Here is a 22736-nt window from a genome sequence, read left to right as displayed (position 1 = left end):
TTCTACACCTACTTCCCTCGTGCCCGGGCCAACAGCCAGTTAGGCAAAGGAACTGGCTCCATATGAGGCCGCGCTACTGCCGGTCTCAAGCACCGAAGGCATCCCGGTGACGCCCTACGACCTTGCGCACGTTTTCCGGCGTCCAAGCACTACCCTTGAGGCTGCGCACCCCAGTGCCGTTTAACCGCTCAGCAACGGCTTCCCAGCGGCCAACTCCCTCTGGGAAGGCCAACAGCGCTCGTTCGAGCCCCGCATAGGCTTCCCGGCGCAACTCCCCCATCCGCTCCCGTTCCGCCACCCGAAACGCCTTGAAATGCGCGATGGGGTCGAAGCGACGCCCGTCGACCGTAATTGGATCGGGTGACAGTGCAACCAATTCGAGCCCAAGTTCCTCGGCCTGGCGGCGCAGATGAGGATTGCTCCGCCACAGGTTGCGTTCCTCGAAGGCGACATAAGCAAGCACCGCGTGCTGGTAGGCACAGAGGCGGCGGGCATCAACGAGGGCATCCCGCACCAACTGGGTCGCCCGGTCGGTGCGCACGTCCATGAAGGCAACCTCCCCGACGAGGCTGACCGCTTCATCCCGGGCCCACTGACGCACTCGTTCGCGCTGGTACCGAATCGTGCGGCTGGCCCCGGCTGCACCTTCGATATCGATGGGTAGCCGGCGGAAGTCGGCCCAAGTGATCGGTAGCGTCCAGTAAAACCCCACGCAGGCCGCCTTCATTCGCTCCGCCTCCACAAATCCATCTGATCCGGCCCGCGCTCGGACAATTCCGAGCTGCCGGTCCGCCTCAGGCTACGACTCGATACGGTCTTTCATCAACAGCGGGGACGACAGCGACCATTGACAATCGAACGGTCAACAAAAGCGGCGCTTGAAACTCTCGTTACGAGATTTTCGCGCACAAACGGACAGAGAAGGACCAAAGCTAATGGGTAAGAAGCAGAAAGCCGGGCGGGACGCGAACGACGAGTGGATGACGATCAGCATTCTCGAACACCCGTACAGCCACACCGGCGCATTTCCACCCGACAGTTCCAAACTGCAGCGCCGGGTCGCCAAAAATCCGATGACGGCTGTGTTCGAATGCGCGGAGCAGGTCCAGAAAACCCACGAGAGCTTCCGAAATGAACTCTATCAAGGATTGCAGTACGCCTACGCAATCGCCCGGCACTTCAGCATGGATTTCAAGTCTTTCAAGGCATTTTACGATCTGCGGTTTTTCCAGGACGGCAAGCGAAAGTTCAAGGCTTCAAAACAGCATAAAAACGCCCTGCGGCACGTGATGAACTACGTGTTCAACGCGACAAGCGGCACGGCGCGCAAACGGACCGGAAAGTACGCGGCTGGCTTGAGCGATTACATGCAGATGGGAATGCCGGCTCACATCGTGGCCGAACAGATTAAGGCAGATGGTGGGATTGAGAAGCTGTACGAAATCAGCATCGAAACAGAGGCGGCCCGGTTGAAGCGCCACCGTAGCCCGTCGAAGGGACCCGATCCGGACTTTTTGATCGATGATGAGCCTGTGCACCTGGGCGGTAAGGCATCCAAAACACCGGCCCAGGACTGGAGCTTGGACGGACTCGACGATGACTCGAACGCGCAGCCCAAGGACATGGGCGAAATCGAAGTCGATTTGGAGGATTCGCTACAGCTTGAGGGCGCTGATACCGAAGCGGGCGAAGGGCTGGTGCTGAAGCGGGGAGAGGATCCGAACGGCCGGCCGACGGTCGAAATTGAGGTGCCCGCGAAGATGCAAGCTTGGCTGCTCGGTCTCAAAAACGGCGAGCGAGCGGTGCTGCGGATCGAGTGCAAGGGGTCGGATGAGGGCGACGATCAGGATGACGGGTGGGTGCGACTGCGAGCCAAGCACGTGTTCCAGTGGCCCGCGGCACGTTCCCAGTTAATCCACTGATAAGCCCGGGTTGGGGCGGCGAGGCTGCCCCCGCTCCTCAATCCCGCACCAAAACAGGGTGACGCCAGGGGTCCTGAGCCGGCCTGGGCTTGCTGTCGAGCTCGGATGAGGACCGCGGGAGCATCAGAATGTCGTCGAAGCTCGCCCGGCCCCGCATTAGGGCTTTAAAGTTGTAGGTGTGCACGTAACCGAGGTCGCTCGTTATGGGGGTGGCGGTGAGCGACAGGAGAGGTCCGCCCCGGGGGCAGTACCGGGCGCCCGATGGCCCCAAGTGCTCATCCAGCGGCTCACGGAGCCGGCCCCCCGGCGGCATCACCGCAAGTCCTTGCAGGTGCAGCCCGTCATTGGGCACGAGATTATGCAGCGCGGAGCGGGCACTGACCTTCGCACCCTTCGCGACGGGGAAGTCGGGGGCGAGGATCCAGTGGGGAGTCCAGGGTCTGCGGCTCGGCGCGCTCGCGTTGCGCCACACCCGCTCACAAAGCCAGCGGTGAGCCCGCTCGGCCTCGCGGTGCATTTGGGCGATGACCGTGTTCCGGCGCCCGCCGAGGTGGTGAAACTTAAGGACAAGAAGGTAGGGAAACCAGCCCGCGGCGACGAGGTCGAGGGCAATGTGGCCGTAGCCCCACGTCAGTTGATTGATTTGATCACTGCGGGAGAGGTTCATCAGAGGGGTTGGGGTCATACCTGGGTCTTCTGGAGGGGGTGAGCCTTAGGGGGTTGGGGGAATGAGGGGGCTCTCCTGGGGGTCATGCTCAGTGAGCTGCTGCTCATCGAGCCGGTGTGCTCAATTGGCTCTATTTCGACACACCTAAACATTTGCACGCCCGAAGACGCGCAGCTCTGCGCCAAGTACCGCGCGCCGTCTTGTGGCAGCTTCCAAGCAAGCCGGCAGTGTGCAAGCACAAAATTACTTTACCGAACCACCAAAATCGCTGGGCGCCCTCGACAAAACGGTGACGGATCGCGACCGTCAGCAGCTGGGCCAGCTGGTGCTCACTGGCGCTGGCGAGCGCGCCTGGCTGGTCGCGCAGGCGCCGGGCCACTTCGGTTTGTGCCCAAGCCGCCCAATCAAACCTCTCTAGTGGTTGAGCCCTGACGGTTGAGTCCGTGTGGGGTTTCGGTTTGAGGCCCATCCTGCGAGTCTAGCGGGATGCGCAGTGGTATATCTTTCACGCTCTCAACCTCGGATCGCCTTCGGCTCGAAGCACTCGTTGCGGATCGAAACACGTCGCAGAAGCACGTCTGGCGCGCCGCATCGCGCTGCTGAGTGCCAATGGACTCGGGACGCACGCGATCATGCGTGAGGCAGGCGTGTCCAAGACGGTGGTCTGGCGCTGGCAGGACCGCTTCGCGCAGGAGGGCGTCGACGGACTCCTTCGGGACAAGACGCGGCCGGCGCGCATCCCGCCGCTGGGGCCGGAGGTGGCGGCGCGCGTAGTGGCTCTGACGCAAGGAGATCCGCCCGGCGAGACCACGCATTGGACGGCCGCCGCCATGAGCAAGGCCGCGGCCATCAGCGTCTCGTCGGTGCAGCGGATCTGGCGGGGGCACGGCCTACAGCCGCATCGGGTCCGGCAGTTCAAGCTCTCCACCGACCCAGCCTTCGCCGCCAAATTGCGCGACGTCGTCGGGCTCTACGTCGATCCGCCCGCTCATGCCGTCGTCCTCTCGGTCGACGAGAAGAGCAGATCCAGGCGCTCGCCCGCACGCAGGCCCCGTTGCCGATGAAGCCGGGCTACCCGACGACGCGCACCCACGACTACAAGCGCCACGGGACGACGACCCTGTTTGCCGCTCTGGACGTGCTGGAGGGCAAGGTGATCGGCCGCTGCATGCAGCGCCACCGACATCAGGAGTTCATCCGCTTCCTCAACGCGGTCGAAGCGGCGGTTCCGGAGGGCAAGATCGTCCACGCGATCCTGGACAACTATGCCGTCCACAAGCACCCGAAGGTCCGTGCTTGGCTCGGCCGCCACCCAGCGCTGGACCTTCCACTTCACCCCGACCTCAGCCTCGTGGCTCAATGCCGTCGAGGGCTTCTTCGCCAAGCTCGCAAAACGCCGGCTCCGACGCGGCGTGTTCGGATCGCTGATCGAGGTGCAGGCCGCCATCAAACGCTTCATCGCCGAGAGCAACGGCGACCCGAAGCCCTTCGTCTGGACCGCCGACCCGGATCGCATCATCCAGGCCGCGAAGCGCGGGCACCAAGTGTTAGACTCGCACCACTAGCACCCAGCCGTGCGCGTAGCAGTCCTCGACAAACCGTTCGGCATTCGCATTCAGCAGGAACGACGCCACCGAGAAGCAGCCAGGCTCAGACTCCGGCTGGTGCCACGCGCCCACTGGAGTGGCAGGATCGGCGAACGCGGGGATGTGCTGGATGAGGGCCGCGAACCGGGCGCGCTGACGCTTCGACCTCATGCGTCCCCCCGCCCGTAGCCTCAGTACGGCCGAACCTCGATCAGGTCGTCACCGAACGAGTTCTTGCGCACCGTGATCGTCACGAGCCCACGCCGGCCCGACGACCAGTCCGCCACGTACAGGCAGGAACGCGTTGCGGTAGCCTCCGGCAACGTGCGCCCGTCCGTCAGGTCGAGTAGCCGATTCCCACCATAGCGTGCCCGGTCCGTCGCGTTGGCTGCCTCCATCATCTGCCGGCGCATCGCGACTTGGTTGCAGGGGTCGCTTGCCAGCCGTGCCTGATCCTCGCGCCGGGCTTGGGCCGCCTGCTCGGCCTCGACCTTTTCACGCGCCTGCCGGTCCACGACGCGCTGGGTGTCGTCACGCTTGCGCTGCGCTTCGGCCTCCAACGCCTGCCGCTCGGCCTGCGCCCGGGCCCCCGCCTGCCGCTCCGCCTCGATCCGCGCGGCCCGCTCGCGCTCGCCCGCCGCCTCCGCCCCGCGCTCGCGGTTCTGCCGCTGTAGATCGGCCAGTTCCGTTTCCTGCGCCCGCGCCCGCGCCTCTCGAGCCGGCCGGCGTTGCTCCCATGCCGCAGCCTCCGCCGTGCGCGCCATTCGAAGCCGGGCGGTGACACGCTCCCGCATCGCCGCGACCTGCTCCTCGTCTGCCCGCGTCAGCTTCGGGCCGGATGCCGCGAGCGCCTCAGACGTCTGAAGCGTGGCCACGAGATCGTCCGCCCCGGTCAGCCGCTCCGCCTCGGCCAGCCGCGCCAGAATGCTGGCCACCTTCGTGGCGCGAGTACCTGCGTCTTGCCGGGCCTGCCGGATGTCGCTCGCCGCTCGTCCCTCCATGCCGACGACGACCGCGCGCATCCAGTCCGCATCGGCCTCAGCGGGCGAGCCGAACTGCCGACCGCAAGCGATCACCCGGTTCTCGAAGGCCCGCCACACCTCGTAGGCCCACGCCGCCACCGGAACACCGAATGGCGCCTCCGGTCCGTAGCCCGGCGCACCGCCGCGGCCCCAGGCCCCGATGGTCGCTTGGCTGAAGCGGTCGCAGGACACCGCCTCGAACGCGAATGTGGGGTCGGGCTCGCCGCGCCCCGGTCGCGGGCCGCGCTGACCGGCCATCGGCTCGCCCAGCCGGTTGACGTAGCCGGTGTAAGACTTGATGTCCGCCACGCTCTTCTCAACAACGTCCTGCCACTGCGGCCCGGTCATGTCGGCGCCGAAGTCCGGCAGGGTGCGCTTGCAGTCGAGCAGTAGGGCCCGGTAGCGGGCGTAGTCGGCCTCGTCCCAGCGATAGATCGACAAGCCGAACAGCGTGGAGAGCTGCTCGCGGAAGCCGCCGCGGGGGCGCTCGCGCTGGTAGACCTCGCAGCTCGGCGGCGTCATCGCGACCGCCCCGGCCTGCGCCCGGGCGCCATCGTGGCCCGCGAGGATGGCTCCGAGGGCGAGTCCGACGAGCCAGCCGGATCGATGGAACGGCCTCGCTCGGTCGAGGTGCAGGGCATCGAGACGGCCTACCCCCGGACACGCGGGGACGGCGGGCGCAAAGGCCCTATCGGCGGGGAAGCGGCGTGCGTCTGTCATGGCAATCTGCAAAGCTTGACGGAATGGATCGGGCCGCGCGGGGCGGCATCGCCACCGCGCGACCGAAGCGCAGAGCGGAGTGGTGGCGGCTCACTTGCCCTTGAGGCGGTCGCCTGCGGCCCAGCGCCGTTCGATGTCGGCGACGATGAGGGGGATCGCCTCCTTCGTCTGCACATCGCCGTAGGCCATGCGGAACCGCTCCACGGCTGCCGGTCCGAGCGCCCCGAGCCTGTCGACCGCCGCCTTGATCTCGGGATCGTAGGCGGCGAGCGAGGTCCAGCGGTTGCGGAACGCCTGCGTGTCGCCGGGGCGCTGCTGCGACTTGGCCAGGGCCAAGCCGATCAGTGCAGGGGCGAAGAAGAAGCACGTCGCCGCCCAGCGGCGCTTGTTCAGGCCTTTGCGCTTGGCCAGGTCCCAGGCGGCGACGGCCGCGACCACGGCGATCCCGAGGATCGGCCAGAGTGATAGTCCGTCGGTTTCGTTCATGAGTTCCATAAGCTCCTGCTGTTTCGTGGAACGGGTGATGGTCCCGGGCGCGAGCGCACCGCTCAACACCCCGAAGCTATGGAATTGAGGGACTGTCGGTCCGTCGATTGTCAAGCCGTGGATCGGGTCCTGTCGCGTGATGAACGCGCGGACGATCATCGGCTGGAACCTACGGCGGCTGCGGGTCGAGCGCGGCCTCTCGCAGGAGCGGTTGGCGCTCGCGGCCGGGATTGACCGGGCCTACGTCGGGCGGGTCGAGCGCGGCTCGGAGAACGTTACCATCACGACGTTGGAGGCGATGGCGACCGCCCTGTCTGTGCCGGTCGCGATCCTGTTGACCGAGCCAGACCCCGATGCCCCGCGGCCGATGCCGTTGCCGGCCGGTCGCAAGCGCGCGTCGTAGCCGGGCGGTCATCGCACGGCCTGGTCAGTTGTCGCGAGGCCGCGGAGATCCAGGAGGATCAGTCGCAGCTCCCGCCACGGCGACGTCTCGCACGCGGACGGCCCGGGCTCCTGCGTGGTGAGCAGGACAAGCAGCTTCAGCACCACCGCCTGGCGAGTCCAGGCCGGCGTGGTCAGGAGGGCGTCGCTGGCGTCGAGGACGGCCCCGTCGAGGGCGGCCTCGTCCACCTGAGCAGAGGTGAAGCCGGTCCGACAGGCCGCGGCGTCCCAGCGCCGTTGCCGGCACCGGAGAACCCACCGCAGGCGATCCCGACGGCGGCCCGGCGGTACGGTTTCGGCGATGGTCGCGGCGTCGGCCGCGTAACGAGGCGTTCCGTCGGCGCCGCGGGGCAGCCGCACGCGTGGGTACCCGACCTCGGCCAACAGCGCCGCCTCGACGCGGTCGCACGCCGCCAGCGCGACGTCATGCCGGCCGAGCAGCGCCTGAAGTTCGGCGAACAGTTGCGGCATCGGGTTGGCGCCGGGGCCGACATAGGCTGCACCGGGCCGGTATCGCTCGCCCCTCGCGGCCTGCACTCCCAACATCGGCAAGCCGCCCAGCAGCGCGAATAGGCGCCGCCGGGTCGGTGACCCGCCCGCCGGGGGCGCGGCGCCATCGGGTGGGGTGTCGGCGCAGCCGGCCACCTCAATACTCCCTGGCGAGCATGACGGTGAGCATGCGGCGCGTGACGCTGCTGTCGGCCGGGTCCGGAGAAGCGGAGCGCCCGGTGCGGTCGAAGTAATCGATCTTCCAGAACACCCGCTCGCCGGCCGCCTCGACCGCGCCGAAGTCATGCTCGCCGTGCGGGCCATCGTCAGCATCGAACCGGTCGTGGGCGGCGACCCCGTCGAGGATACTCCGTTGGCACTCGCGGCCGAGCGCGACGACGCCAGCGGTGAGCACGAGGGTGCCGCCGGACAGGGTGCGGCGGAGGGTGTCGTTGAGCGCGCGGACGCGGTCCGCGTCGAGGACGGCGGTCATGGAAACCTCGGAGGATGGGGGCGCGGTTTGTGGCGGGGCTGTCGTGCGAGGGCCCCGCGTTTAGGGTCGCCGGGGCGGAAAGGGCCGCCCCGGGCATGGCGTAGCGGGCGGTGATCCTAAGCCTCGCCGGGGGGCAGGAGGGCGAGTTCGCCGGCCTTGCGCAGGATCGTGGGGTCCGTGGGCCAGCCCTGCCAGCGCAGGGCGAACACCGGGCCGTTGACTCCGATGACCTCGGCTTCAAACCAGCCGTCCTCGGGCCCTTCGTGAGCGAGAACGACGCTGCCCAGTCCAATCTCTTCCCGGCTGCCTGGGTGCGGGCAGCCGACGAACGCCCGATCACCAGGGCGGGGAGCGGTCGGTTTCTCGGGCGGGTCGGCAGGCGTGCTCGCCGGGACCGGGCCCGTGAAGATGCCAAGCCCCGCGCGGCCGGTGTTGCCGGCGGTCCCGGTCTCCCCGCCTACGGCGACGCTGAGACCGATCTCGTCGCCCGCCAGAGCGATGATGCGAGCGACGAGATCGCGCTTGGCGAACGGCACATGCGCTCGGCCGCTGGGCAGCACGCGTCCACGGGCGAGCTGTCCGGCGAGATCTCGGCCGGGCTCGTCGGTGAGCGGCAGGGCGCGCAGCCGCATAATCCCGGCGGCGGCGCTGGCTGCCTCGGCGTCGGCGTCGGCAAACCAAGCTGCACGGGGACGGCCGGCACCGTCGCGGCCGAACAACACGAGCGAAGGTTGTTGCGGGGCGAACGGAGTTTCGCCGACGAACGCCGGTGGGGTGGTTCGGGCGGCAGGTTTAGCGGTCATGGAAGGCTCCTGAAACGACGAAGGCCCCCGTGATGGGGGCCTTCCGAGGAGGTGCGGTTGAGCGGGTGCGTTGGTCCGGTCGCGGGGGCGGCTCACGCCACCATGGTCGTGCTGTTCCAGTCACGGAAAGCCTCTTTTGCTGCACGCCAGTCGCCACCGCTGCGGCGCACCGGTTCGCCGACTGACACCGTCAGCATGACCGTATCGTCGGCCGATGTCAAGAATATATTCCTAATAACGTTGTCGGACGACTTGCTACTTAATGTTTATCTCGGATTTTCATGGAATTATACCAACCTTCTGTAAGCGGGACTTGCGGGGTAGCATCAGCGGCTGAGGGGTGGTTCTGTCTTCGGGTTTGGAGCCCGAGGAGGATGTCATGGCTGCTACCGTACCGCTGCAGTCGGATTTTGACGCTACCGGTTTGCGCACCTTGGCCAGGTGCGCCCGTGATTCCGCTCAAACACGGCGCGTGCTGGCTTTGTCGGCGATCTATGCGGGCGGCTCGCGCTCGGCCGCTGCCGCTCTCGGGCGAGGACCGCAGCGTCCTGCGGTCCAGGATCACCGCCGACGGCTCCGGCTCCCGGTCCCCCGCCATCCGCAGAACCGCCCGTAGGTCCCCGGACACATCGGTGAAGCACTCCGCAGCCAGCCAGCGCTGTGTCTGTTGATACACCGCCGCCCACGGCGGCAGGTCGTGCGGCATGAACCGCCACGGCGCCCCCGTCTTTACGATGAACCGCAACCCGTTGAACACCTCCCGCAATTCGTGGTCACGCAGACCCGAACTCTCCCACAACAACGCCAGATACGGCGCCACCAGCGCCCATTCCTCATCGGACACGTCAGACGCATAGGCGCGGCGATCCAGGCTCATCAGCTAACAACGCCACACCAACCTAGCGGTTCATAACATCCTCTAGGCCTGGGGTCGAAGGCGTAACGGCGAATGGGCTAGCTCACCCTGACGTGACATCTCTGAGCCTACGGACTGATGTAACGCCGGAGTATACCCGAATGGTACAAATACTACAGTATCTCAAGGCGCCCGCTGGAAAATGTCAAATCTCCCCTTGCGCAATTTTTTCAACCCTTTCGTCCGCGGCTTTTCTAAGCATTGTTCTTAGGCACATACGGTATTTTGGGCTGGTAAAACGATATGCGTCTCCTTTCGGAGTTCGTCTGATTATAGGTTTGTCACCGGTCGACAATTCCGAGAGATTTCCTGCAATATTTAAACTAACTTCTCTTGTATTTTTTGCAAACTCGGATCTTACAATTCGTTCGATGTCGGTGTATTTAAAGTTTTCTTGATCGCATTGTCCGAGACTATATAGTACCTGATTGCGTCTGCCGGCCTTTGTGTCGCGTGCATTCATTTTGTTCTCAATTGTCGCATAGTCGGCGCTGAGAGTTTGGGACAACCATTCAGCCTCAGCCTTTGCGATAACGGCGTCATCAATTATTTTTCCGTTCTCCTGCGCCGCATGTGCAATTGAGAGACCATATTCATGAATATGCTGTGCGATTCGGTCGGTTTTCCAGCAAGCATTCTTATAAAAATCTTCGGCGTCTAACGAGAAATTGTACCTCAATTTCTCCTCGAATCCTCTACGCAACAGAGATTTCGCTTCTCCAAGAGACAACCTTGCGACTTCAGGCACCTCTACTATACGATTTGCAATTGTTGTTATATTCTTTGATGCTCTCGATAAATACTGCTTGATGTCGTTTGGGACTCCAACTAAGCAGAGTTTGACATCGTACTGAGATAGATCGTCGTCATCAAGCAAAATAATTGTGTCTGATACAGAGCGCAGCACCTGTTCGTTATCAATAATCTGTTCGAAATTTTCATAAACAAGGATGGCTTTGCCGCCCTTCCTTGATTTTGCCCTGATGTTAGCAAGTAAAGTCTCGAACGGCCCTTTTTGGCCAATAGTCCGTTTTTCAGAACCTCCTTTTTCGACACCTATTCCCGACGGCGCAACCTTCGCGTTGCCCGTCTTGGTGATCTCTACGACTAATTCTTCGCCAAGCCTATCGTTTTTGTCTTTAAAAGCGGCATCAAGCGATCCTTTCAAGGACGCATTCGAAAGATTCACGGACTCGAAGGTCACCCCTTCTGTCTCAAATACGTTTTTATAAAGCCACGTCTTTCCGCTCCCGCTCTCACCAGATACGATTATATTTTTCGATCCCTTAATGGCATTAGACAAAGAGCGCTCAAGATCTGTACGATTAACATACATTTCCTGATTAACGCTTGGAGATCGAGGTGTGAATACTTCGTCCGGCCTAAAGCGTCTGGGGAACAAAAGCGGCATGGTCGCTCTAAGATGATGGAGTGATATGCGAATTTAACACTCGGCGGCTGCCTATGTACACGGGAACCATACGTTCGCAGATGGGCATTCAGCCTACCCAAGGCATTTTCTACGCCGTGGTGGCTGAGAGAGGCACCAGCAGCGCGATTTCGCGCATTGGGGCGAGCCAGCGGGGTCTGAGCGAGAAATCATTCACAACGAGCAACTGCAGGCCAGCTACGCAGGCGATGGCGCTCCGGACCAACCAAAAGTCCGGGGCACTGGTCCGAACACGATCAAAGGTGCGACGGCCTCACCATCGACGATGTCATCTGACGAGCTGTCCCGTTGAGGCGAGCGCGCCCCTAACTCTTTTTGCCTAACTCGGCGGCGAGGTCTTTCGTCATTCGACCGACCTTGCGATGTGCCGTCGTAAGCTGCTCCGGCGTGACGACACACCGCTTCATTTAGAACTCGACAGCTTTGCGTTCCGCCAGATCGAGTCGGTCCTTACCGATGAAGCTACGCTTGTCCTTGAGGCCAGCCATGGGGGATCATTTTGAGTAGTGAGCTGTGGTCCGACAAAAACATGGCGACGAACCTAACCGAGCAACTGTGCGATCCCTTTAGCAGCGCAAGCTGAACGCGCTGTCTTATAATTTCGCAAAGGACGGCGTTGTGGACTAGCTTGGCCACGCCGGCCCGGCTGACCTCGCGGGGTGGTATCCTACGTTCTACTGGGTCTGGCTCTATTATGCGTCAGAACTTAACCAACCGATTTTTAACGCCTGTAACCGGCCATCTCGCCGCTCGTTCCCCGCACTGCAGGAGTGCAGTTCAATAAGCGTATTGAAGCACTGTCAGGGGTGCTTCTTCGAAATTTACTTGCCCATCCTCTGTGTAGGAAACTTTGAATACCGTGCCGGTGCCGCCAGGACCTACTGCCCAAAAGATCGGAGCGTGCCGCAAACGGAGCCCCACAACCTTGTTGAAGGCGTTTTCCTCCGCGTCATTCTTGAACTTGCGTGATGGTTCGGCGCCAAATTCATTCATCCATTGTATAAGTTTTGCCAGTTCTCTAGTCGATTTCTTTACCTCGCACGCTATGAACTCGTTTGCGAAATCTGGCGGAACAAATGTCATTATGTCAAAGGCGCCATCTCTCGATTGCGTCCCTAAGAGATCTGCGGGCCAGGAATAGGAAAAATGCAGTCGCGCCAGCGTTGCTATGATGATGACAGACTCGGCCCAAACAGTTATGCGCCTCGGCGTATTCGATTTCCATCCTTCTGTAAATAGCTGTTCGCGAGCGCTACTTCGTCTTGCTCGGTACATATTTCCATCAACTTGCACGAGGCCGGCATCAAGGCCCTTTATGAAATTTTCAGCATCAACGTTTTGTATAGGCTTGAGGCTTTTTTGTTGGAACCCGGCAATATCGTAACCGCGCTTAGGGTCGTTGCAAAATGCCGGCAGCAGGTCGTTCAAGACGCGATCCCTGAAGGCTTCTGAGAGCATCAGCTTCCCCTATTGCGAGGGGTGAGCGTACCCCAACAAGCGAGCGCCGCTACCCCAAACATCAACGCTTCTGGGTGAGGTAGCGGCATGATCACGGGAGGGCGCAGGCTTTGTCGCCGACGATCTCCTGTTCGAATACCGGGAGGTCTCAATGCCCACCGCCGGTCCCAGTCTGTAGCGCCTAAGAACGGCCACCCGTAGCCACGGTAACGCGGATGATTCGAGGCCGAGCCGCACCACGATGGCGTCAGCAGTCTTGAAGCCGATGCCGCAAGTGTTGCGTCCGTTAATATGGATCGTCGGTCGTGACGCTGATCGAATTGTGCTCATAGGTCTTAAAGATCTGCACCGCCCGCGCTGTGCCGACGCCGTGGGCGTGCAGGAACAGCATGATCTCGCGCACGGCCTTCTGCTCGGCCCAGCCGGCGATGATGCGAGCGGCACGCTTCGGGCCGATGCCGGCGACCTCGGGCAGCCGCTTTGGCTCGGCTTCGATGATCTCAAACGTGCCCTCGCCGAACGCCGCGACGATGCGCTTGGCCATGGCCGAGCTGATGCCGCGCATGTGGCCGAAGGCGAGGTACTTCTCGATGCCCTCCACCCCGGTGGGCGGCGTGACCTTGAGGGTATCAGCCTTGAACTGCACGCCGTGCTGGCGATCCGTGTGCCAAATGCCGGTGGCGGTGATCCACTCGCCGGCCGCGATGGCGGGGGCATGACCGATCACCGGCACGAGGTCGCGCTTGCCCCGAGCCTGGACCTTAAGCACGCAGAAGCCGGTCTCGGTGCTGTGGAAGGTGACGCGCTCAATGGTACCGGCCAGCGCCTCGATCTCGGGACCGGCCGAGCCGGGGAATGCGCGCGCAGCCACGACGGCTATGAGATCCTACGAGCCCGCCCCGGAGTCTGACGCCCCGACATTTCGCCGGGCGCTTTGCTCAATATGGGCCGCCGCTCACTTGATGTCATGATGCTGATCGACACAGCAGATTGTGTGGTCGTTTGCTCGATTTGTGAGAGACCAGTCATGTTCGACGTGACGAAGATGCTGGCCGACGCGTTGGGCGAGCACCTCGCGCTCACCTACCAGCGCACCTTCGGCAGTCGTGAACCACGTTTCGCCGAGGTGATCGAGGCATCCGCACGTCTGACCATCGAGCGCATCGTCGGCAGCGATGCGCTTTACCACGATGGCGACCACACCGCCCTCGTCACCCTCGTGGCTCAGGACATCCTGCGCGGCCGGTTCCTCGACAAGGGCATCACGCCGGAGGATTGGCTGCATATGATCCTGGCGGCCCTGTATCACGACATCGGCTACGTGCGCGGTGTCTGCTCAGGTGACCGGGCGAACGCCTTCGTCATCGACGCGCAGGGCACGACCATCGGTCTGCCGCGCGGCGCCTCGGACGCGGCGTTGGCGCCCTACCACATCGAACGCTCGAAGCTGGCGGTGCAGGAGCGCTTCGGCACGCATGATCTCGTCGATGCGCAGCGGGTGATGCGGGCCATCGAGTTGACCCGTTTCCCCGTGCCCGCGGACGATGAGCACCGCGAAACTGGGACCGAAGCCGGCCTGATGCGCGCGGCGGACCTGATCGGGCAACTCGGCGATCCGCTCTACCCGCGCAAACTGAACGCGCTATTTTATGAGTTTGCCGAGGTCGGCTTCGACCACCAGCTTGGCTACGCCGGCCCAGCCGACCTTGCGGAGCGGTACCCGGCGTTCTTCTGGGGCAAGATCGAGCCGGTCATCGGGGATGCAGTCCGCTTTCTCGATCTAACGGTCGAGGGGCGGAGCTGGGTGGCCAACCTTTACAGTCATGTGTTCGCCATTGAGCATGACCGTCGCCGAATGGGTCCTCACTCCGGCTGAGCTACCAGAGTGGCTCTCAACGATATCGGCGTTGGCGATGATAGCGACCAGCGAGTTTCGCCCTCGCGCGCGCGAGACCACAACGTCCGATAAAGTCCGGTACAAGCCGTTTCGAAATGGGGGGCGCAACGTGGGTTGGCTGCCCCAGTCGTTCCAATTTTGAATGCCATAACAGTAACTTAGGCCACATGAGTGGCGGAGACGAAAGCCTACGAACGCCTAACCGTTCAATGGGTTCAGCAAAAGATGAGGGATTTTCTCAAGTTCCCTCTTCATGGCCCGCACGTCGTAATCGCCATATTGATCCCCGACCGAGCGGTGTGCATGTCCGGTGATGGCATCGGTCACATCCCCAGCTAAGCTGTAGTTACGCGCTAGCGTCTTGAATCGATGGCGCCACGAGTGATTTGGCGCGAGCCGCAGGTCCGTTAGCCCAAGGCCGCGCACCCATCGGCCGAGGATCTTAGTTCCATTACCGCCGCGCTTGCCGAATTTGTCCGGCGGGAGCTCTGGAAACAATGGCCCAGCCTTCCGACTGCGAACGAATTCCAGGAACCCCGCTGCAATGATCGCGGAGTGCAGGGGCACGGTCCGCTCGGACCCGACGTTCTTGAGCGAGCCCGCTTCGGCCGTAAAGCGCATCACGGCGATGCCTTCATCCTCGCCGATGTCATCCACGCGGAGCTGGCACACTTCCGATAGGCGCGCGCCCGAGTAGGCGCATACCAGCGGCACCCACCGCTTAACCGGATCGCGCTCGGCGGCAGCCGCCTCCAAGATCTGAGCGGCTTCGACGTCCTTGAAACCACGCTTACCCTGACCCGGCTTTTGTTTGACACTAATCGTGATGCGCTCGGCGGCGTTCTCCGCAAGCCGACGGTTATCGACGCCCCACCTTAGGATGGCTCGTACGGGTGCCAAGCGGCTCTCGCGGATTGTTTTAGCGGCCAAGCCGGACGCGACGAGACTGTCCTTCCAGGCAACCAAATTCTCGCCTGTGATTTTGCCTGCGTCGCGATGGCCAACAAAATCACCGAGCTGCGCCATGACGCGCGTCCAGTCGTAGAGCGTCTTCTCGGCCGGCTTCCGTTCGGCCGACCAGCCGTTCACGAGGTCGTCGAAAGCGACAGTCGACACCTTCGTCGTTTTTGGTGGCGCTATCGTCCGCGCGGTGGGCTGCACCCGCGTCTCAAAGGCTTCTTCACTTATATCGCCGAGCGCGTATCGCTCCAGCGTCAGGCTCGCCCGTTGAATGGCCGCAGAGACGGCCTTGGCGAGCACACGGCGCCCGTCCTCGTCGAGCTGCAGCCCCTTCATTTTAATGAGTACGTCGGCTTGCTTGAGGCAGCACGCTTCCATCTCATCTTCGCCGCGGTCGGCGTACGCACCGTGAAGAACCTGATGGACAACGTCTGAGCGCCCCCATAACCCGACCCGACGCCTCAGCCACAAGCGCGGGAACAGCTCCGTCCGCCAGAAATTCGTGCTCGGGTTATCGCGATGGAGCGCGATCCAACGGTCGCAGGCCGGCGCGGCGAGTTCGTGTGCTTCCCGCTCGCTCAAGCTTATGGGACCTGCTTCGAGCGCCGCCCACCGCGCCTCGATCTCGCGAATCGCCTTGGGGTGGCGACGCCGCGCCTCCTCGGGATCCTTGGTGCCAAGGCTCACCATCTCCGTCCACTTGCCGACAAGTGGGCGCAGGTGTGCCGGGACGCCCTTGCGGGCGTAGTAGACGCCATTGTGATGCTTGAAGGGACGGGCCATCGCCAGAGGCATTTGTACCACCCGTTTTGTACCAGACGGGCCGTACGAAACCGTTGCGGGTCAGCAACTTAGCGTAATGATTGAGCTTTTAGCAAGACTGGCGGAGAGGGGGGGATTCGAACCCCCGATGCCCTTGCAGGCATGCCGCATTTCGAGTGCGGTGCATTCAACCGCTCTGCCACCTCTCCAAAGCCTTGAGATCATTGCAAAATCGGCGCTTTTGCAGGTCGGTTGTAAACCCTGCTTGCTACCGGATTGCTACCCAATGCTCCGCGGACGCTTCTCTAGCGCCTGCGATAGGGCCTCGTCAACGCGGGCGACGGCCTCTTCCTGCATGCCCGGCAGCACGTGGCTGTAGAGGTCCATGGTTATGCCGACACGCGAGTGCCCAAGCCGCTCGGATGCCACCTTCGGGTGCACACCCTTCGCGAGCATGTGGGTCGCATGGGCATGTCTGAGATCGTGCAACCGGATTTTGGGCAAGTCGCTCGATGCCGCAAGCTTGCGCCAGGCCTGGGTCAGGGTACGGGGCTGGATCGGCTCGCCATCCTCCCGGGTGTAGAGGAAGGTCGCTGCGGTCTGGCGCACGCCGATCGCCAGCAGCTCCTCGGACTGCTGAACACGAAACAGGCGAAGACGAGCGGTGAGCATTGCGGGCAACGTGACTACCCGGCCCTTGCCCGACTTGGGCAGCTTAGTGCGAACGCCCTCTCTGGTCTGCTCGATGCTCTCCGAGACGGTCAGACGGCCGTTCGCCATGTCGATGTGCCGCCAGCGGAGCGCGATGATCTCACCACGCCGCAGCCCACAGAGGACAGCGATCATCACTGGGATCAGCAGTCGGGATTTCTCCAGGTTATCCAGGAGAGCGATTGTTTGATCGAGGTCGTAGGTGCTCATCGCCTTAGGCTCGACCACAGGCGGGTCGACGGCTTCAGCCGGGTTGCGAGCCGTCAGCTCCCACCGGACAGCCTGCTTGAGAGCCTTCTTGAGCAGGCGGTGCATAAGGACGACCGTCGCGGGTGCGAGACCGCCCTTGCCGTCACGACGCCCGCTCGCAAGGGCCTTGATGTACGCTGCAGAAATCTGAGCCGGCCGCAGCTTGGTGAGATGCACTCCACCCAGCGCGGGGATCAGGTTTTTCTTGACCACCTCGGTGTAACGCTCGTGCGTCTTGGGCGTCACCTGCGATTTCGCATGGTCAATCCAGCGCAACAGCAGGTCGCTTATCAGGATCTTGTTCGGCTCCACATAGCCGCCGTTCTGGATTTCGGTGATGAGCCGCGCGCACTCTTTCTGCGCTGCTCGCTTCGTCCCCTTGAAAGAATGCCACTTTCGCTTGCGCTTTCCAGTTTCCTGGTCGCGGACATCGAGAATGATCGCCCAGTTTCCTGGCGAGCGCTCGCGGATGTGGCCTTTCATGGCACCCTCTTCTTCGACTTGCTGGCCTCAAATTCAGTTAAATCTTTAGTCAATGCAGCGTCAGCGCGCCGCCTCCATTCATCTTCTTCCGGCATCTGCGCACGAGCTTTCTCCAGCGCATCATCTACGATGCTACCCAACTTCCGCTTCAGCTTCGCTACAACATGCTCAGCGTGCGTACCTTCGCTGATAGGCAGCGATGGGTTGGCTTGTTGTATAGTTTGCCAAACTGCTATCGGTATCTGCCTAACAAGCCATTCAAAAATAACCTCATCCTTGTTCGTTCTTATTCTTGGTGGTCCCGGACGCAATGCTTCAAGAACATTGTTGACGACCCGTACCACTGCATCAAAAAGGTCCGGATCAGTCCTCCAATTATCAGACTTTTTATATGGAATTCGAGTATCTTGCATGGAAGCCGCGACTATCCTCATAAGATAGTAATTCTCTGGGCTGCCAAAGACGTCTTCCATGCGACCTTCTTCGGTAAAGCTATCACTAAGTCTGATTTCGACTTCCTGAGATAGAGAGTGGCCGGACTTTTTCGCTGCCTCATCGAGCTTTGCCCTTAGATCAGGGCGAATACGAGTGGTGAATACAGATGCTTTTCCTGAGATCGCCCCTGTCGGCGGACGCCCGCGCTTCCCTGGCATAATCGCTCCCGAATTTGTCTTCGCAAACGTAGTCGCATGGCTTGCGACGGTCAAGGATTGGAGCAATTTGTATGCGTGGCCCGAAGCCAAATTGGGAGCGTGGATGATGAGCGGAATTGGACTGGGACGGACTGGCGCAATGACGATCAGCGTTGAAGAAGCTGGCAAATGGCTCGGGGTAAGCCGGAATACTGCCTACGAGGCAGCTGCGCGCGGCGAGATCCCCACGATCAAGATTGGTCGCTTGATCCGAGTGCCGGTGGCGCCGTTCGAGCGGCTGCTCGGCATGTCCGTCAGCACGATGACGGAGGCCGCATAGATCATGGCCTACAACGTCAGAACCCCCGGCGCTGGTACGCCGAGGGCTCTGGGAAATGTCTGCTTGGCGGCTGACGATCTCAGAGATAACCCACACCACGTTGACCTTCAAGCGCGCCGGATCACCGCGCGCCTGAAATGCAGCCCGGCCGTCGCCGCAGTCATCGCGGCTCACGCCTACGAACTGCCCGAGAACTGGAGGCGCGCATGAGCGCCCCCACCCTCAATCCCAACGATTACGCCTACGGCGACCCGGACAAGCTCCGGGCGCACATCGCCGAGCTGATGGCCGGCGTCAGTATGCGGGCCAGCATGGTCGGCGACTATGCGTTCCTGCGCGACGATCCGGGGATGCGGTACGCGATGAAGTGCGCGGCGGCAGAATTCCGTGCCGCCCTCAACTTGCTCGGTGATCTGACCGAGCAGTTGGAACGCGAGCGCCAGCGGCAGCAGCCCGTGCCTGCATCAAGACCCCCACTCAAATCAGGAGGCGCGCGTATGAAGGCGCAGCACTTCGCCGCCGAGGTGTCCCGCCTCGGCTCAGCCGCCGATGACCACCGTCACGGTGATCGCGCCAAACCTAACGGCGCCAACGGCACTATCGGCACAGAGGGGTCTGGTTCCTGGCCCGATCCCGACCTGAGTCTGCTCGGCACCGGTCGGCGCTCGCCGCCGGCCTTCCCTCTCCACCTGCTCGGCCCTTGGGCTGGGTGGTGCGAGCGCAAGGCCAAGGGGGCGTCCGCGCCGGTGGACTATGTAGCGGTAGCCCTACTCGCCAGCGTCGGTGCCACCATCGCCAACGTGCGCTGGCCCCAGGCCGGTACGGCGTGGTCGGAGCCGCCAATCCTATGGTGTGCTGAGGTCGGGCCGCCGTCCTCGTCCAAGTCGCCGAGCATGGACGCGGCCTTCAACCTCGTGCGCTTCGCCGAGGACCGGATGGCCGACGGCTTCGAGCAAGTGCAACAGGAGCACGCCACCACCAAGCAGGCGTGCCGGGCTTCACCGCCCGGCCTCGCTCCAGGCCTATTACACGCTGGCAGGGCGCGAGCTGGAGCGCGAGATCGTGCCGATGCTGACGTCCGAGGAGGTCGGGCTGATGGTGTGGAGCCCACTCGCCGGCGGCTTCCTGTCGGGCAAATATTCGGGCGGCGGCGAGACGGAGGGCGGCCGCCGCACGACCTTCGACTTCCCGCCCCTGGACCCGGAACGCGGCGACGCGGTGGTGGCGGCGATGCGGCCGATCGCGCAGGGCAAGAGCGTGTCGGTGGCGCAGGTCGCGCTCGCGTGGCTGCTCCACCAGCCGGTGGTCACCAGCGTGATCGTCGGCGCCAAGCGGCTCGACCAGCTCGCGGACAACCTCGCCGCCGTCGACGTGACGCTGGACGAGGCGGAGCTTGGGGCGTTGGCCGAAGCGAGTGCGCTGGCGCGCGAATATCCGGACTGGATGTTCGAGCGTCAGGGCGGCGCGCGCCGGACGCTGAAGGAGACCGGTCGGCTGCCGGAGAGCTGAGCCACGCGCAGCTCGCGCCCCACTTTTCCGAGCGGTCCTGTCCGCGACGGGGACGCGCCTCGCAAGTGTGGCGGACGCCGCAGTCAAGCACCCAGCAGCAGCGGCTTAGCGGCCGCCACTTCGCCGCGAAGCCAGGCGATGAAGCGCGCGATCCGCGCGACGTGCCGCCGGTCTCGGTGGACGACCAGCCAGAAGCTGCGCTCGATTGCGACTTCTCTCCGCAGCACACGGACGAGGTTGGGCGTCGCATCGCCGATGAAGCAGGGCAGTATCCCGCATCCCGCACCGCTCGCGATCAGCCGCGCCTGCGCGGCGATGCTGGAACTGCGCAGCGACGGCGCCAGCCGTTCGTCCACCTCAGCGAGGTAGCGCAGCTCGGGCGCGTAGATAAGGTCGGGCACGTAGCCGATCAGCCGGCGCCGCCCGAGCATCGCCACGTCCGCGATCGGCCCCTCCGCCTCGATGGCGCGGAGGGAGGCGTAGGCGCCCAGCCGATAGTCGGTGAGCTTGGCCGCGATCACCGGGCCGCCGCGCGGCCGCGCCAGCATGATCGCCACATCCGCCTCGCGCCGCGACGGGTTGAGGAAGCCCGTCGCGGCGATGAGGTCGATCGCGACGCTGGGATGGGCGGCGGCGAAGCCGCCAAGCCGGGGTGCCACGAAGAAGGTGCCGAACCCCTCCGACACGCTCACCCGGATCGAGCCGCCGAGGCCGCCCTCCGCGTCAAGCGACTCCGCGATCGCCTGCGCCCCCGACTCCATGATCTCGGCATGCGCAAGGAGCGCTTGGCCTGCTTCGGTGGCGACATGGCCCGCGAGCCCCTGCTCGAACAGCGTCGCGCCGAGCGCCGCCTCCAGCCGCTGGAGCCGCCGCGCCACCGTCGTCGCATCCTGCCCAACACGTCTCGCCGCCGCCGTGAGCGATCCGCCGCGCGCGATCGCCAGGAAGACGCGCAGATCGTCCCAGTTCAGGCCAGACGTCGCAATGCCTCTCGTCACCCGGCCTGCGTAAACGCAGGATAGCCATGCGGGAAGGCGGGGTTGAACCCGCCCGTCCAAGGGTTGAAATCCGCGAGACCAAATGGAGAGCCGCTCGTGACCGATGCCGCCACCCTTGTCCGCCACCGCATCGCCAGAGAGGCCGGAGGCGAGCCCGCGCGCACCGCCGACATCTTCGATCCGAGCGCCGGCCAGGTGCAGCGTCGCGTCGCGCTGGGCGGCAAGGCGGAGCTCGACCAAGCGATGCAAGCCGCCCTCGCCGCGCAGCCCGCGTGGGCGGCGACCAATCCGCAGCGCCGCGCCCGCGTCATGTTCCGCTACAAGGAGCTGATCGAGGCCAACATGCAGAACCTCGCCGAGCTGCTCGCCTCAGAGCACGGCAAGGTCGTCGCCGACGCCAAGGGCGACATCCAGCGCGGGCTGGAGGTGATCGAGTTCTGCTGCGGCATCCCGCACGCGCTGAAGGGCGAATATACTACGGGCGCCGGGCCTGGCATCGACATCTACACCATGCGCTTGCCGCTCGGCATCTGCGCGGGCATCACGCCGTTTAACTTTCCCGCGATGATCCCGATGTGGATGTTCGGCCCCGCCATCGCCACGGGCAACGCCTTCATCCTCAAGCCCTCCGAACGCGATCCGTCGGTACCGGTGCGGCTCGCCGAACTGATGAGCGAGGCCGGGCTGCCGGACGGCATCCTCCAGGTGCTCCACGGTGACAAGGAGATGGTCGATGCGATCCTCGACCACCCCGACATCAAGGCGGTTAGCTTCGTCGGATCGTCCGACATCGCGCACTATGTGTACTCGCGCGGCACCGCGGCCGGGAAGCGCGTGCAGGCGATGGGCGGCGCCAAGAACCACGGCATCGTCATGCCCGACGCCGATCTTGACCAGACGGTGAACGACCTGTGCGGCGCTGCCTTCGGATCAGCGGGCGAGCGTTGCATGGCGCTGCCCGTCGTCGTGCCGGTAGGCGAGGACACCGCCGAGCGGCTGAAGGCCAAGCTCATCCCCGCGATCGAGGCGCTGCGCGTCGGCGTGTCGAGCGATCCCGACGCGCATTACGGGCCGGTGATAACGGCCGCGCACAAGCAGAAGATCGAGGGCTATATCCAGATGGGCGTCGACGAGGGCGCCGAGCTGCTGATCGATGGGCGCGGGTTCAAGCTGCAAGGCCACGGGGACGGCTTCTTCGTCGGCCCGACGTTGTTCGATCGCGTCACCACAGAGATGACCACTTACAAGGAGGAGATCTTCGGCCCGGTCCTCCAGATCGTCCGCGCGAAGACGTTCGACGAAGCGGTGGAGCTGCCAAGTGCGCACCAATATGGTAACGGCGTCGCCATCTTCACGCGCAACGGCAACGCCGCGCGCGAGTTCGCGAGCCGGGTGAACGTCGGCATGGTCGGCATCAACGTGCCGATCCCGGTGCCGGTGGCGTACCACTCGTTCGGCGGCTGGAAGCGCTCGGGCTTCGGCGATCACAACCAGCATGGCATGGAGGGCGTCCGGTTCTGGACCAAGGTGAAGACCGTCACCGCGCGTTGGCCCGACGGCGGCTTCGACCTGCCGCGCGGCAGCGAGGACGGCGGCCCGGCGCGTCTGGGCGACAGCTTCGTCATCCCGACGATGGGGTGAGGATGGACGTACCTCACCCATCCGTCAGGCTGACGAGAGTCAGCATCCGTGGCTTTGAGCACCGCGCCTGAGGCCCTGTATGCCGGATCAAGTCCGACATG

23 protein-coding genes, 1 tRNA gene and 5 pseudogenes are annotated in these 22736 nt (G+C 63.6%); 9 read left to right on the top strand and 20 right to left on the bottom strand.

Annotated elements, in window-relative coordinates; genetic code table 11:
• Positions 1–85 precede the first annotated feature (85 nt).
• A complete protein-coding gene (locus ACOFKX_RS12610; RefSeq protein ID WP_419827307.1) occupies positions 86–727 on the bottom strand; it encodes a hypothetical protein in 642 nt (213 codons plus the stop codon).
• A gap of 208 nt (positions 728–935) precedes the next feature.
• Here ACOFKX_RS12610 and ACOFKX_RS12605 point away from each other — a divergent pair, with 208 nt between their 5' ends.
• Positions 936–1922, top strand: coding sequence for a hypothetical protein (locus tag ACOFKX_RS12605; protein WP_419827306.1), 987 nt, complete (start codon positions 936–938; stop codon positions 1920–1922).
• Positions 1923–1959: 37 nt separating this feature from the next.
• Here ACOFKX_RS12605 and ACOFKX_RS12600 read toward each other — a convergent pair whose 3' ends face one another.
• Positions 1960–2589, bottom strand: a complete 630-nt coding sequence (locus ACOFKX_RS12600) for a hypothetical protein (protein ID WP_419827305.1) — start codon at positions 2587–2589, stop codon at positions 1960–1962.
• A gap of 130 nt (positions 2590–2719) precedes the next feature.
• Entirely contained in the window at positions 2720–3058 is a 339-nt protein-coding gene (locus tag ACOFKX_RS12595) for a DUF6508 domain-containing protein (RefSeq protein WP_419827304.1), read from the bottom strand.
• 17 nt (positions 3059–3075) lie between these two features.
• On the opposite strand from ACOFKX_RS12595, the pseudogene ACOFKX_RS12590 reads away from it, so the two are divergent.
• A pseudogene (locus ACOFKX_RS12590) lies at positions 3076–4154 on the top strand (IS630 family transposase).
• On the opposite strand, the gene ACOFKX_RS12585 reads toward ACOFKX_RS12590, so the two are convergent.
• The 3 genes from ACOFKX_RS12585 to ACOFKX_RS12575 all read right to left on the bottom strand — a co-directional run bounded on the left by ACOFKX_RS12585 (position 4137) and on the right by ACOFKX_RS12575 (position 6562).
• Positions 4137–4346, bottom strand: coding sequence for a DUF6508 domain-containing protein (locus ACOFKX_RS12585; protein WP_419827303.1), 210 nt, complete (start codon positions 4344–4346; stop codon positions 4137–4139). The pseudogene ACOFKX_RS12590 and the gene ACOFKX_RS12585 sit on opposite strands and share 18 nt — an antisense overlap.
• 20 nt (positions 4347–4366) lie before the next feature.
• Positions 4367–5719 (bottom strand): hypothetical protein, encoded by a 1353-nt coding sequence (locus tag ACOFKX_RS12580; protein WP_419827302.1) that lies wholly within the window; start codon positions 5717–5719, stop codon positions 4367–4369.
• Positions 5720–6007: 288 nt separating this feature from the next.
• Positions 6008–6562 carry a hypothetical protein gene (locus ACOFKX_RS12575; RefSeq protein ID WP_419827301.1) on the bottom strand — a complete coding sequence of 185 codons (555 nt, stop codon included), beginning with the start codon at positions 6560–6562 and terminating at the stop codon, positions 6008–6010.
• On the opposite strand from ACOFKX_RS12575, the gene ACOFKX_RS12570 reads away from it, so the two are divergent.
• The gene (locus tag ACOFKX_RS12570; RefSeq protein ID WP_419827300.1) at positions 6543–6806 is read left to right on the top strand and encodes a helix-turn-helix domain-containing protein; all 264 of its coding nucleotides are present in this window, start codon (positions 6543–6545) and stop codon (positions 6804–6806) included. The genes ACOFKX_RS12575 and ACOFKX_RS12570 overlap by 20 nt on opposite strands.
• A gap of 8 nt (positions 6807–6814) precedes the next feature.
• Here ACOFKX_RS12570 and ACOFKX_RS12565 read toward each other — a convergent pair whose 3' ends face one another.
• The 4 genes from ACOFKX_RS12565 to ACOFKX_RS12550 form a co-directional block, all read right to left on the bottom strand.
• Positions 6815–7489, bottom strand: a complete 675-nt coding sequence (locus ACOFKX_RS12565) for a hypothetical protein (RefSeq protein WP_419827299.1) — start codon at positions 7487–7489, stop codon at positions 6815–6817.
• A 1-nt stretch (position 7490) separates the two neighbouring features.
• A complete protein-coding gene (locus ACOFKX_RS12560; protein ID WP_419827298.1) occupies positions 7491–7826 on the bottom strand; it encodes a DUF3768 domain-containing protein in 336 nt (111 codons plus the stop codon).
• Positions 7827–7942: 116 nt separating this feature from the next.
• Positions 7943–8629 carry a hypothetical protein gene (locus ACOFKX_RS12555; RefSeq protein WP_419827297.1) on the bottom strand — a complete coding sequence of 229 codons (687 nt, stop codon included), beginning with the start codon at positions 8627–8629 and terminating at the stop codon, positions 7943–7945.
• Positions 8630–8721: 92 nt separating this feature from the next.
• On the bottom strand, positions 8722–8850 hold the full coding sequence (locus ACOFKX_RS12550) for a hypothetical protein (protein WP_419827296.1): 129 nt from the start codon (positions 8848–8850) through the stop codon (positions 8722–8724).
• Positions 8851–8969: 119 nt separating this feature from the next.
• On the opposite strand from ACOFKX_RS12550, the pseudogene ACOFKX_RS12545 reads away from it, so the two are divergent.
• Positions 8970–9161 (top strand): annotated as a pseudogene (locus tag ACOFKX_RS12545) (IS630 family transposase); the annotation flags it as partial.
• Here the strand turns inward: ACOFKX_RS12545 and ACOFKX_RS12540 are convergent.
• The 5 genes and pseudogenes from ACOFKX_RS12540 to ACOFKX_RS12520 form a co-directional block, all read right to left on the bottom strand.
• A pseudogene (locus tag ACOFKX_RS12540) lies at positions 9150–9506 on the bottom strand (transposase); the annotation flags it as partial. The pseudogenes ACOFKX_RS12545 and ACOFKX_RS12540 sit on opposite strands and share 12 nt — an antisense overlap.
• Positions 9507–9690: 184 nt before the next feature.
• Positions 9691–10956 (bottom strand): AAA family ATPase, encoded by a 1266-nt coding sequence (locus tag ACOFKX_RS12535; RefSeq protein WP_419827295.1) that lies wholly within the window; start codon positions 10954–10956, stop codon positions 9691–9693.
• Between the two features lie 344 nt (positions 10957–11300).
• Positions 11301–11402 carry a DUF3606 domain-containing protein gene (locus ACOFKX_RS12530; RefSeq protein ID WP_419827294.1) on the bottom strand — a complete coding sequence of 34 codons (102 nt, stop codon included), beginning with the start codon at positions 11400–11402 and terminating at the stop codon, positions 11301–11303.
• Between the two features lie 370 nt (positions 11403–11772).
• Complete coding sequence (locus tag ACOFKX_RS12525) at positions 11773–12423, bottom strand: hypothetical protein (protein WP_419827293.1); 651 nt, start codon at positions 12421–12423, stop codon at positions 11773–11775.
• Between the two features lie 316 nt (positions 12424–12739).
• Entirely contained in the window at positions 12740–13324 is a 585-nt protein-coding gene (locus ACOFKX_RS12520) for a YrrC family ATP-dependent DNA helicase (protein WP_419827292.1), read from the bottom strand.
• A 156-nt stretch (positions 13325–13480) separates the two neighbouring features.
• Between ACOFKX_RS12520 and ACOFKX_RS12515 the strand changes: the two genes are divergently transcribed.
• Positions 13481–14329: a hypothetical protein gene (locus ACOFKX_RS12515; RefSeq protein WP_419827291.1), complete on the top strand. Its 849-nt coding sequence runs from the start codon at positions 13481–13483 to the stop codon at positions 14327–14329.
• 219 nt (positions 14330–14548) lie between these two features.
• Here the strand turns inward: ACOFKX_RS12515 and ACOFKX_RS12510 are convergent, their stop codons facing one another.
• The 4 genes from ACOFKX_RS12510 to ACOFKX_RS12495 form a co-directional block, all read right to left on the bottom strand.
• Positions 14549–16093, bottom strand: coding sequence for a DUF6538 domain-containing protein (locus tag ACOFKX_RS12510; protein ID WP_419827290.1), 1545 nt, complete (start codon positions 16091–16093; stop codon positions 14549–14551).
• Positions 16094–16191: 98 nt separating this feature from the next.
• Positions 16192–16281: transfer RNA gene (locus tag ACOFKX_RS12505), tRNA-Ser, on the bottom strand.
• A gap of 70 nt (positions 16282–16351) precedes the next feature.
• Positions 16352–17515 (bottom strand): tyrosine-type recombinase/integrase, encoded by a 1164-nt coding sequence (locus tag ACOFKX_RS12500; protein ID WP_419827289.1) that lies wholly within the window; start codon positions 17513–17515, stop codon positions 16352–16354.
• Entirely contained in the window at positions 17512–18168 is a 657-nt protein-coding gene (locus ACOFKX_RS12495; protein ID WP_419827288.1) for a hypothetical protein, read from the bottom strand. The genes ACOFKX_RS12500 and ACOFKX_RS12495 overlap by 4 nt, the downstream gene beginning before the upstream one ends.
• A 139-nt stretch (positions 18169–18307) precedes the next feature.
• Here ACOFKX_RS12495 and ACOFKX_RS12490 point away from each other — a divergent pair, with 139 nt between their 5' ends.
• From ACOFKX_RS12490 to ACOFKX_RS12480, 3 genes and pseudogenes are all read left to right on the top strand, one after another.
• Positions 18308–18487 carry a helix-turn-helix domain-containing protein gene (locus ACOFKX_RS12490; protein ID WP_419827287.1) on the top strand — a complete coding sequence of 60 codons (180 nt, stop codon included), beginning with the start codon at positions 18308–18310 and terminating at the stop codon, positions 18485–18487.
• A gap of 137 nt (positions 18488–18624) precedes the next feature.
• Positions 18625–19551, top strand: a pseudogene (locus tag ACOFKX_RS12485) (DUF3987 domain-containing protein); the annotation flags it as partial.
• Positions 19493–19996, top strand: a pseudogene (locus ACOFKX_RS12480) (aldo/keto reductase); the annotation flags it as partial. The pseudogenes ACOFKX_RS12485 and ACOFKX_RS12480, both read left to right, overlap by 59 nt.
• 83 nt (positions 19997–20079) lie before the next feature.
• Here ACOFKX_RS12480 and ACOFKX_RS12475 read toward each other — a convergent pair.
• Positions 20080–20994 (bottom strand): LysR family transcriptional regulator, encoded by a 915-nt coding sequence (locus ACOFKX_RS12475; RefSeq protein WP_419827286.1) that lies wholly within the window; start codon positions 20992–20994, stop codon positions 20080–20082.
• A gap of 129 nt (positions 20995–21123) precedes the next feature.
• Between ACOFKX_RS12475 and ACOFKX_RS12470 the strand changes: the two genes are divergently transcribed.
• Positions 21124–22635, top strand: a complete 1512-nt coding sequence (locus ACOFKX_RS12470) for a CoA-acylating methylmalonate-semialdehyde dehydrogenase (protein ID WP_419827427.1) — start codon at positions 21124–21126, stop codon at positions 22633–22635.
• Positions 22636–22736 lie beyond the last annotated feature (101 nt).

The sequence above is a fragment of the Sphingomonas sp. genome, from assembly GCF_965200105.1.
In the GTDB taxonomy this organism is placed as follows: Bacteria; Pseudomonadota; Alphaproteobacteria; order Sphingomonadales; family Sphingomonadaceae; genus Solisphingomonas.
Note: the sequence above shows the minus strand (reverse complement) of the source record. Positions and strands in the feature narration are given on the sequence as shown.

Excerpts from the sequence above, each read along its gene's own strand:
- ACOFKX_RS12610 (WP_419827307.1), bottom strand. The coding sequence starts at position 727 with ATGAAGGCGGCCTGCGTGGGGTTTTACTGGACGCTACCGATCACTTGG.
- ACOFKX_RS12605 (WP_419827306.1), top strand. The coding sequence starts at position 936 with ATGGGTAAGAAGCAGAAAGCCGGGCGGGACGCGAACGACGAGTGGATG.
- ACOFKX_RS12600 (WP_419827305.1), bottom strand. The coding sequence starts at position 2,589 with ATGAACCTCTCCCGCAGTGATCAAATCAATCAACTGACGTGGGGCTAC.
- ACOFKX_RS12595 (WP_419827304.1), bottom strand. The coding sequence starts at position 3,058 with ATGGGCCTCAAACCGAAACCCCACACGGACTCAACCGTCAGGGCTCAA.
- ACOFKX_RS12585 (WP_419827303.1), bottom strand. The coding sequence starts at position 4,346 with ATGAGGTCGAAGCGTCAGCGCGCCCGGTTCGCGGCCCTCATCCAGCAC.
- ACOFKX_RS12580 (WP_419827302.1), bottom strand. The coding sequence starts at position 5,719 with ATGACGCCGCCGAGCTGCGAGGTCTACCAGCGCGAGCGCCCCCGCGGC.
- ACOFKX_RS12570 (WP_419827300.1), top strand. The coding sequence starts at position 6,543 with ATGAACGCGCGGACGATCATCGGCTGGAACCTACGGCGGCTGCGGGTC.
- ACOFKX_RS12575 (WP_419827301.1), bottom strand. The coding sequence starts at position 6,562 with ATGATCGTCCGCGCGTTCATCACGCGACAGGACCCGATCCACGGCTTG.
- ACOFKX_RS12560 (WP_419827298.1), bottom strand. The coding sequence starts at position 7,826 with ATGACCGCCGTCCTCGACGCGGACCGCGTCCGCGCGCTCAACGACACC.
- ACOFKX_RS12555 (WP_419827297.1), bottom strand. The coding sequence starts at position 8,629 with ATGACCGCTAAACCTGCCGCCCGAACCACCCCACCGGCGTTCGTCGGC.
- ACOFKX_RS12535 (WP_419827295.1), bottom strand. The coding sequence starts at position 10,956 with ATGCCGCTTTTGTTCCCCAGACGCTTTAGGCCGGACGAAGTATTCACA.
- ACOFKX_RS12530 (WP_419827294.1), bottom strand. The coding sequence starts at position 11,402 with ATGAAGCGGTGTGTCGTCACGCCGGAGCAGCTTACGACGGCACATCGC.
- ACOFKX_RS12515 (WP_419827291.1), top strand. The coding sequence starts at position 13,481 with ATGTTCGACGTGACGAAGATGCTGGCCGACGCGTTGGGCGAGCACCTC.
- ACOFKX_RS12510 (WP_419827290.1), bottom strand. The coding sequence starts at position 16,093 with ATGGCCCGTCCCTTCAAGCATCACAATGGCGTCTACTACGCCCGCAAG.
- ACOFKX_RS12500 (WP_419827289.1), bottom strand. The coding sequence starts at position 17,515 with ATGAAAGGCCACATCCGCGAGCGCTCGCCAGGAAACTGGGCGATCATT.
- ACOFKX_RS12495 (WP_419827288.1), bottom strand. The coding sequence starts at position 18,168 with ATGCCAGGGAAGCGCGGGCGTCCGCCGACAGGGGCGATCTCAGGAAAA.
- ACOFKX_RS12490 (WP_419827287.1), top strand. The coding sequence starts at position 18,308 with ATGACGATCAGCGTTGAAGAAGCTGGCAAATGGCTCGGGGTAAGCCGG.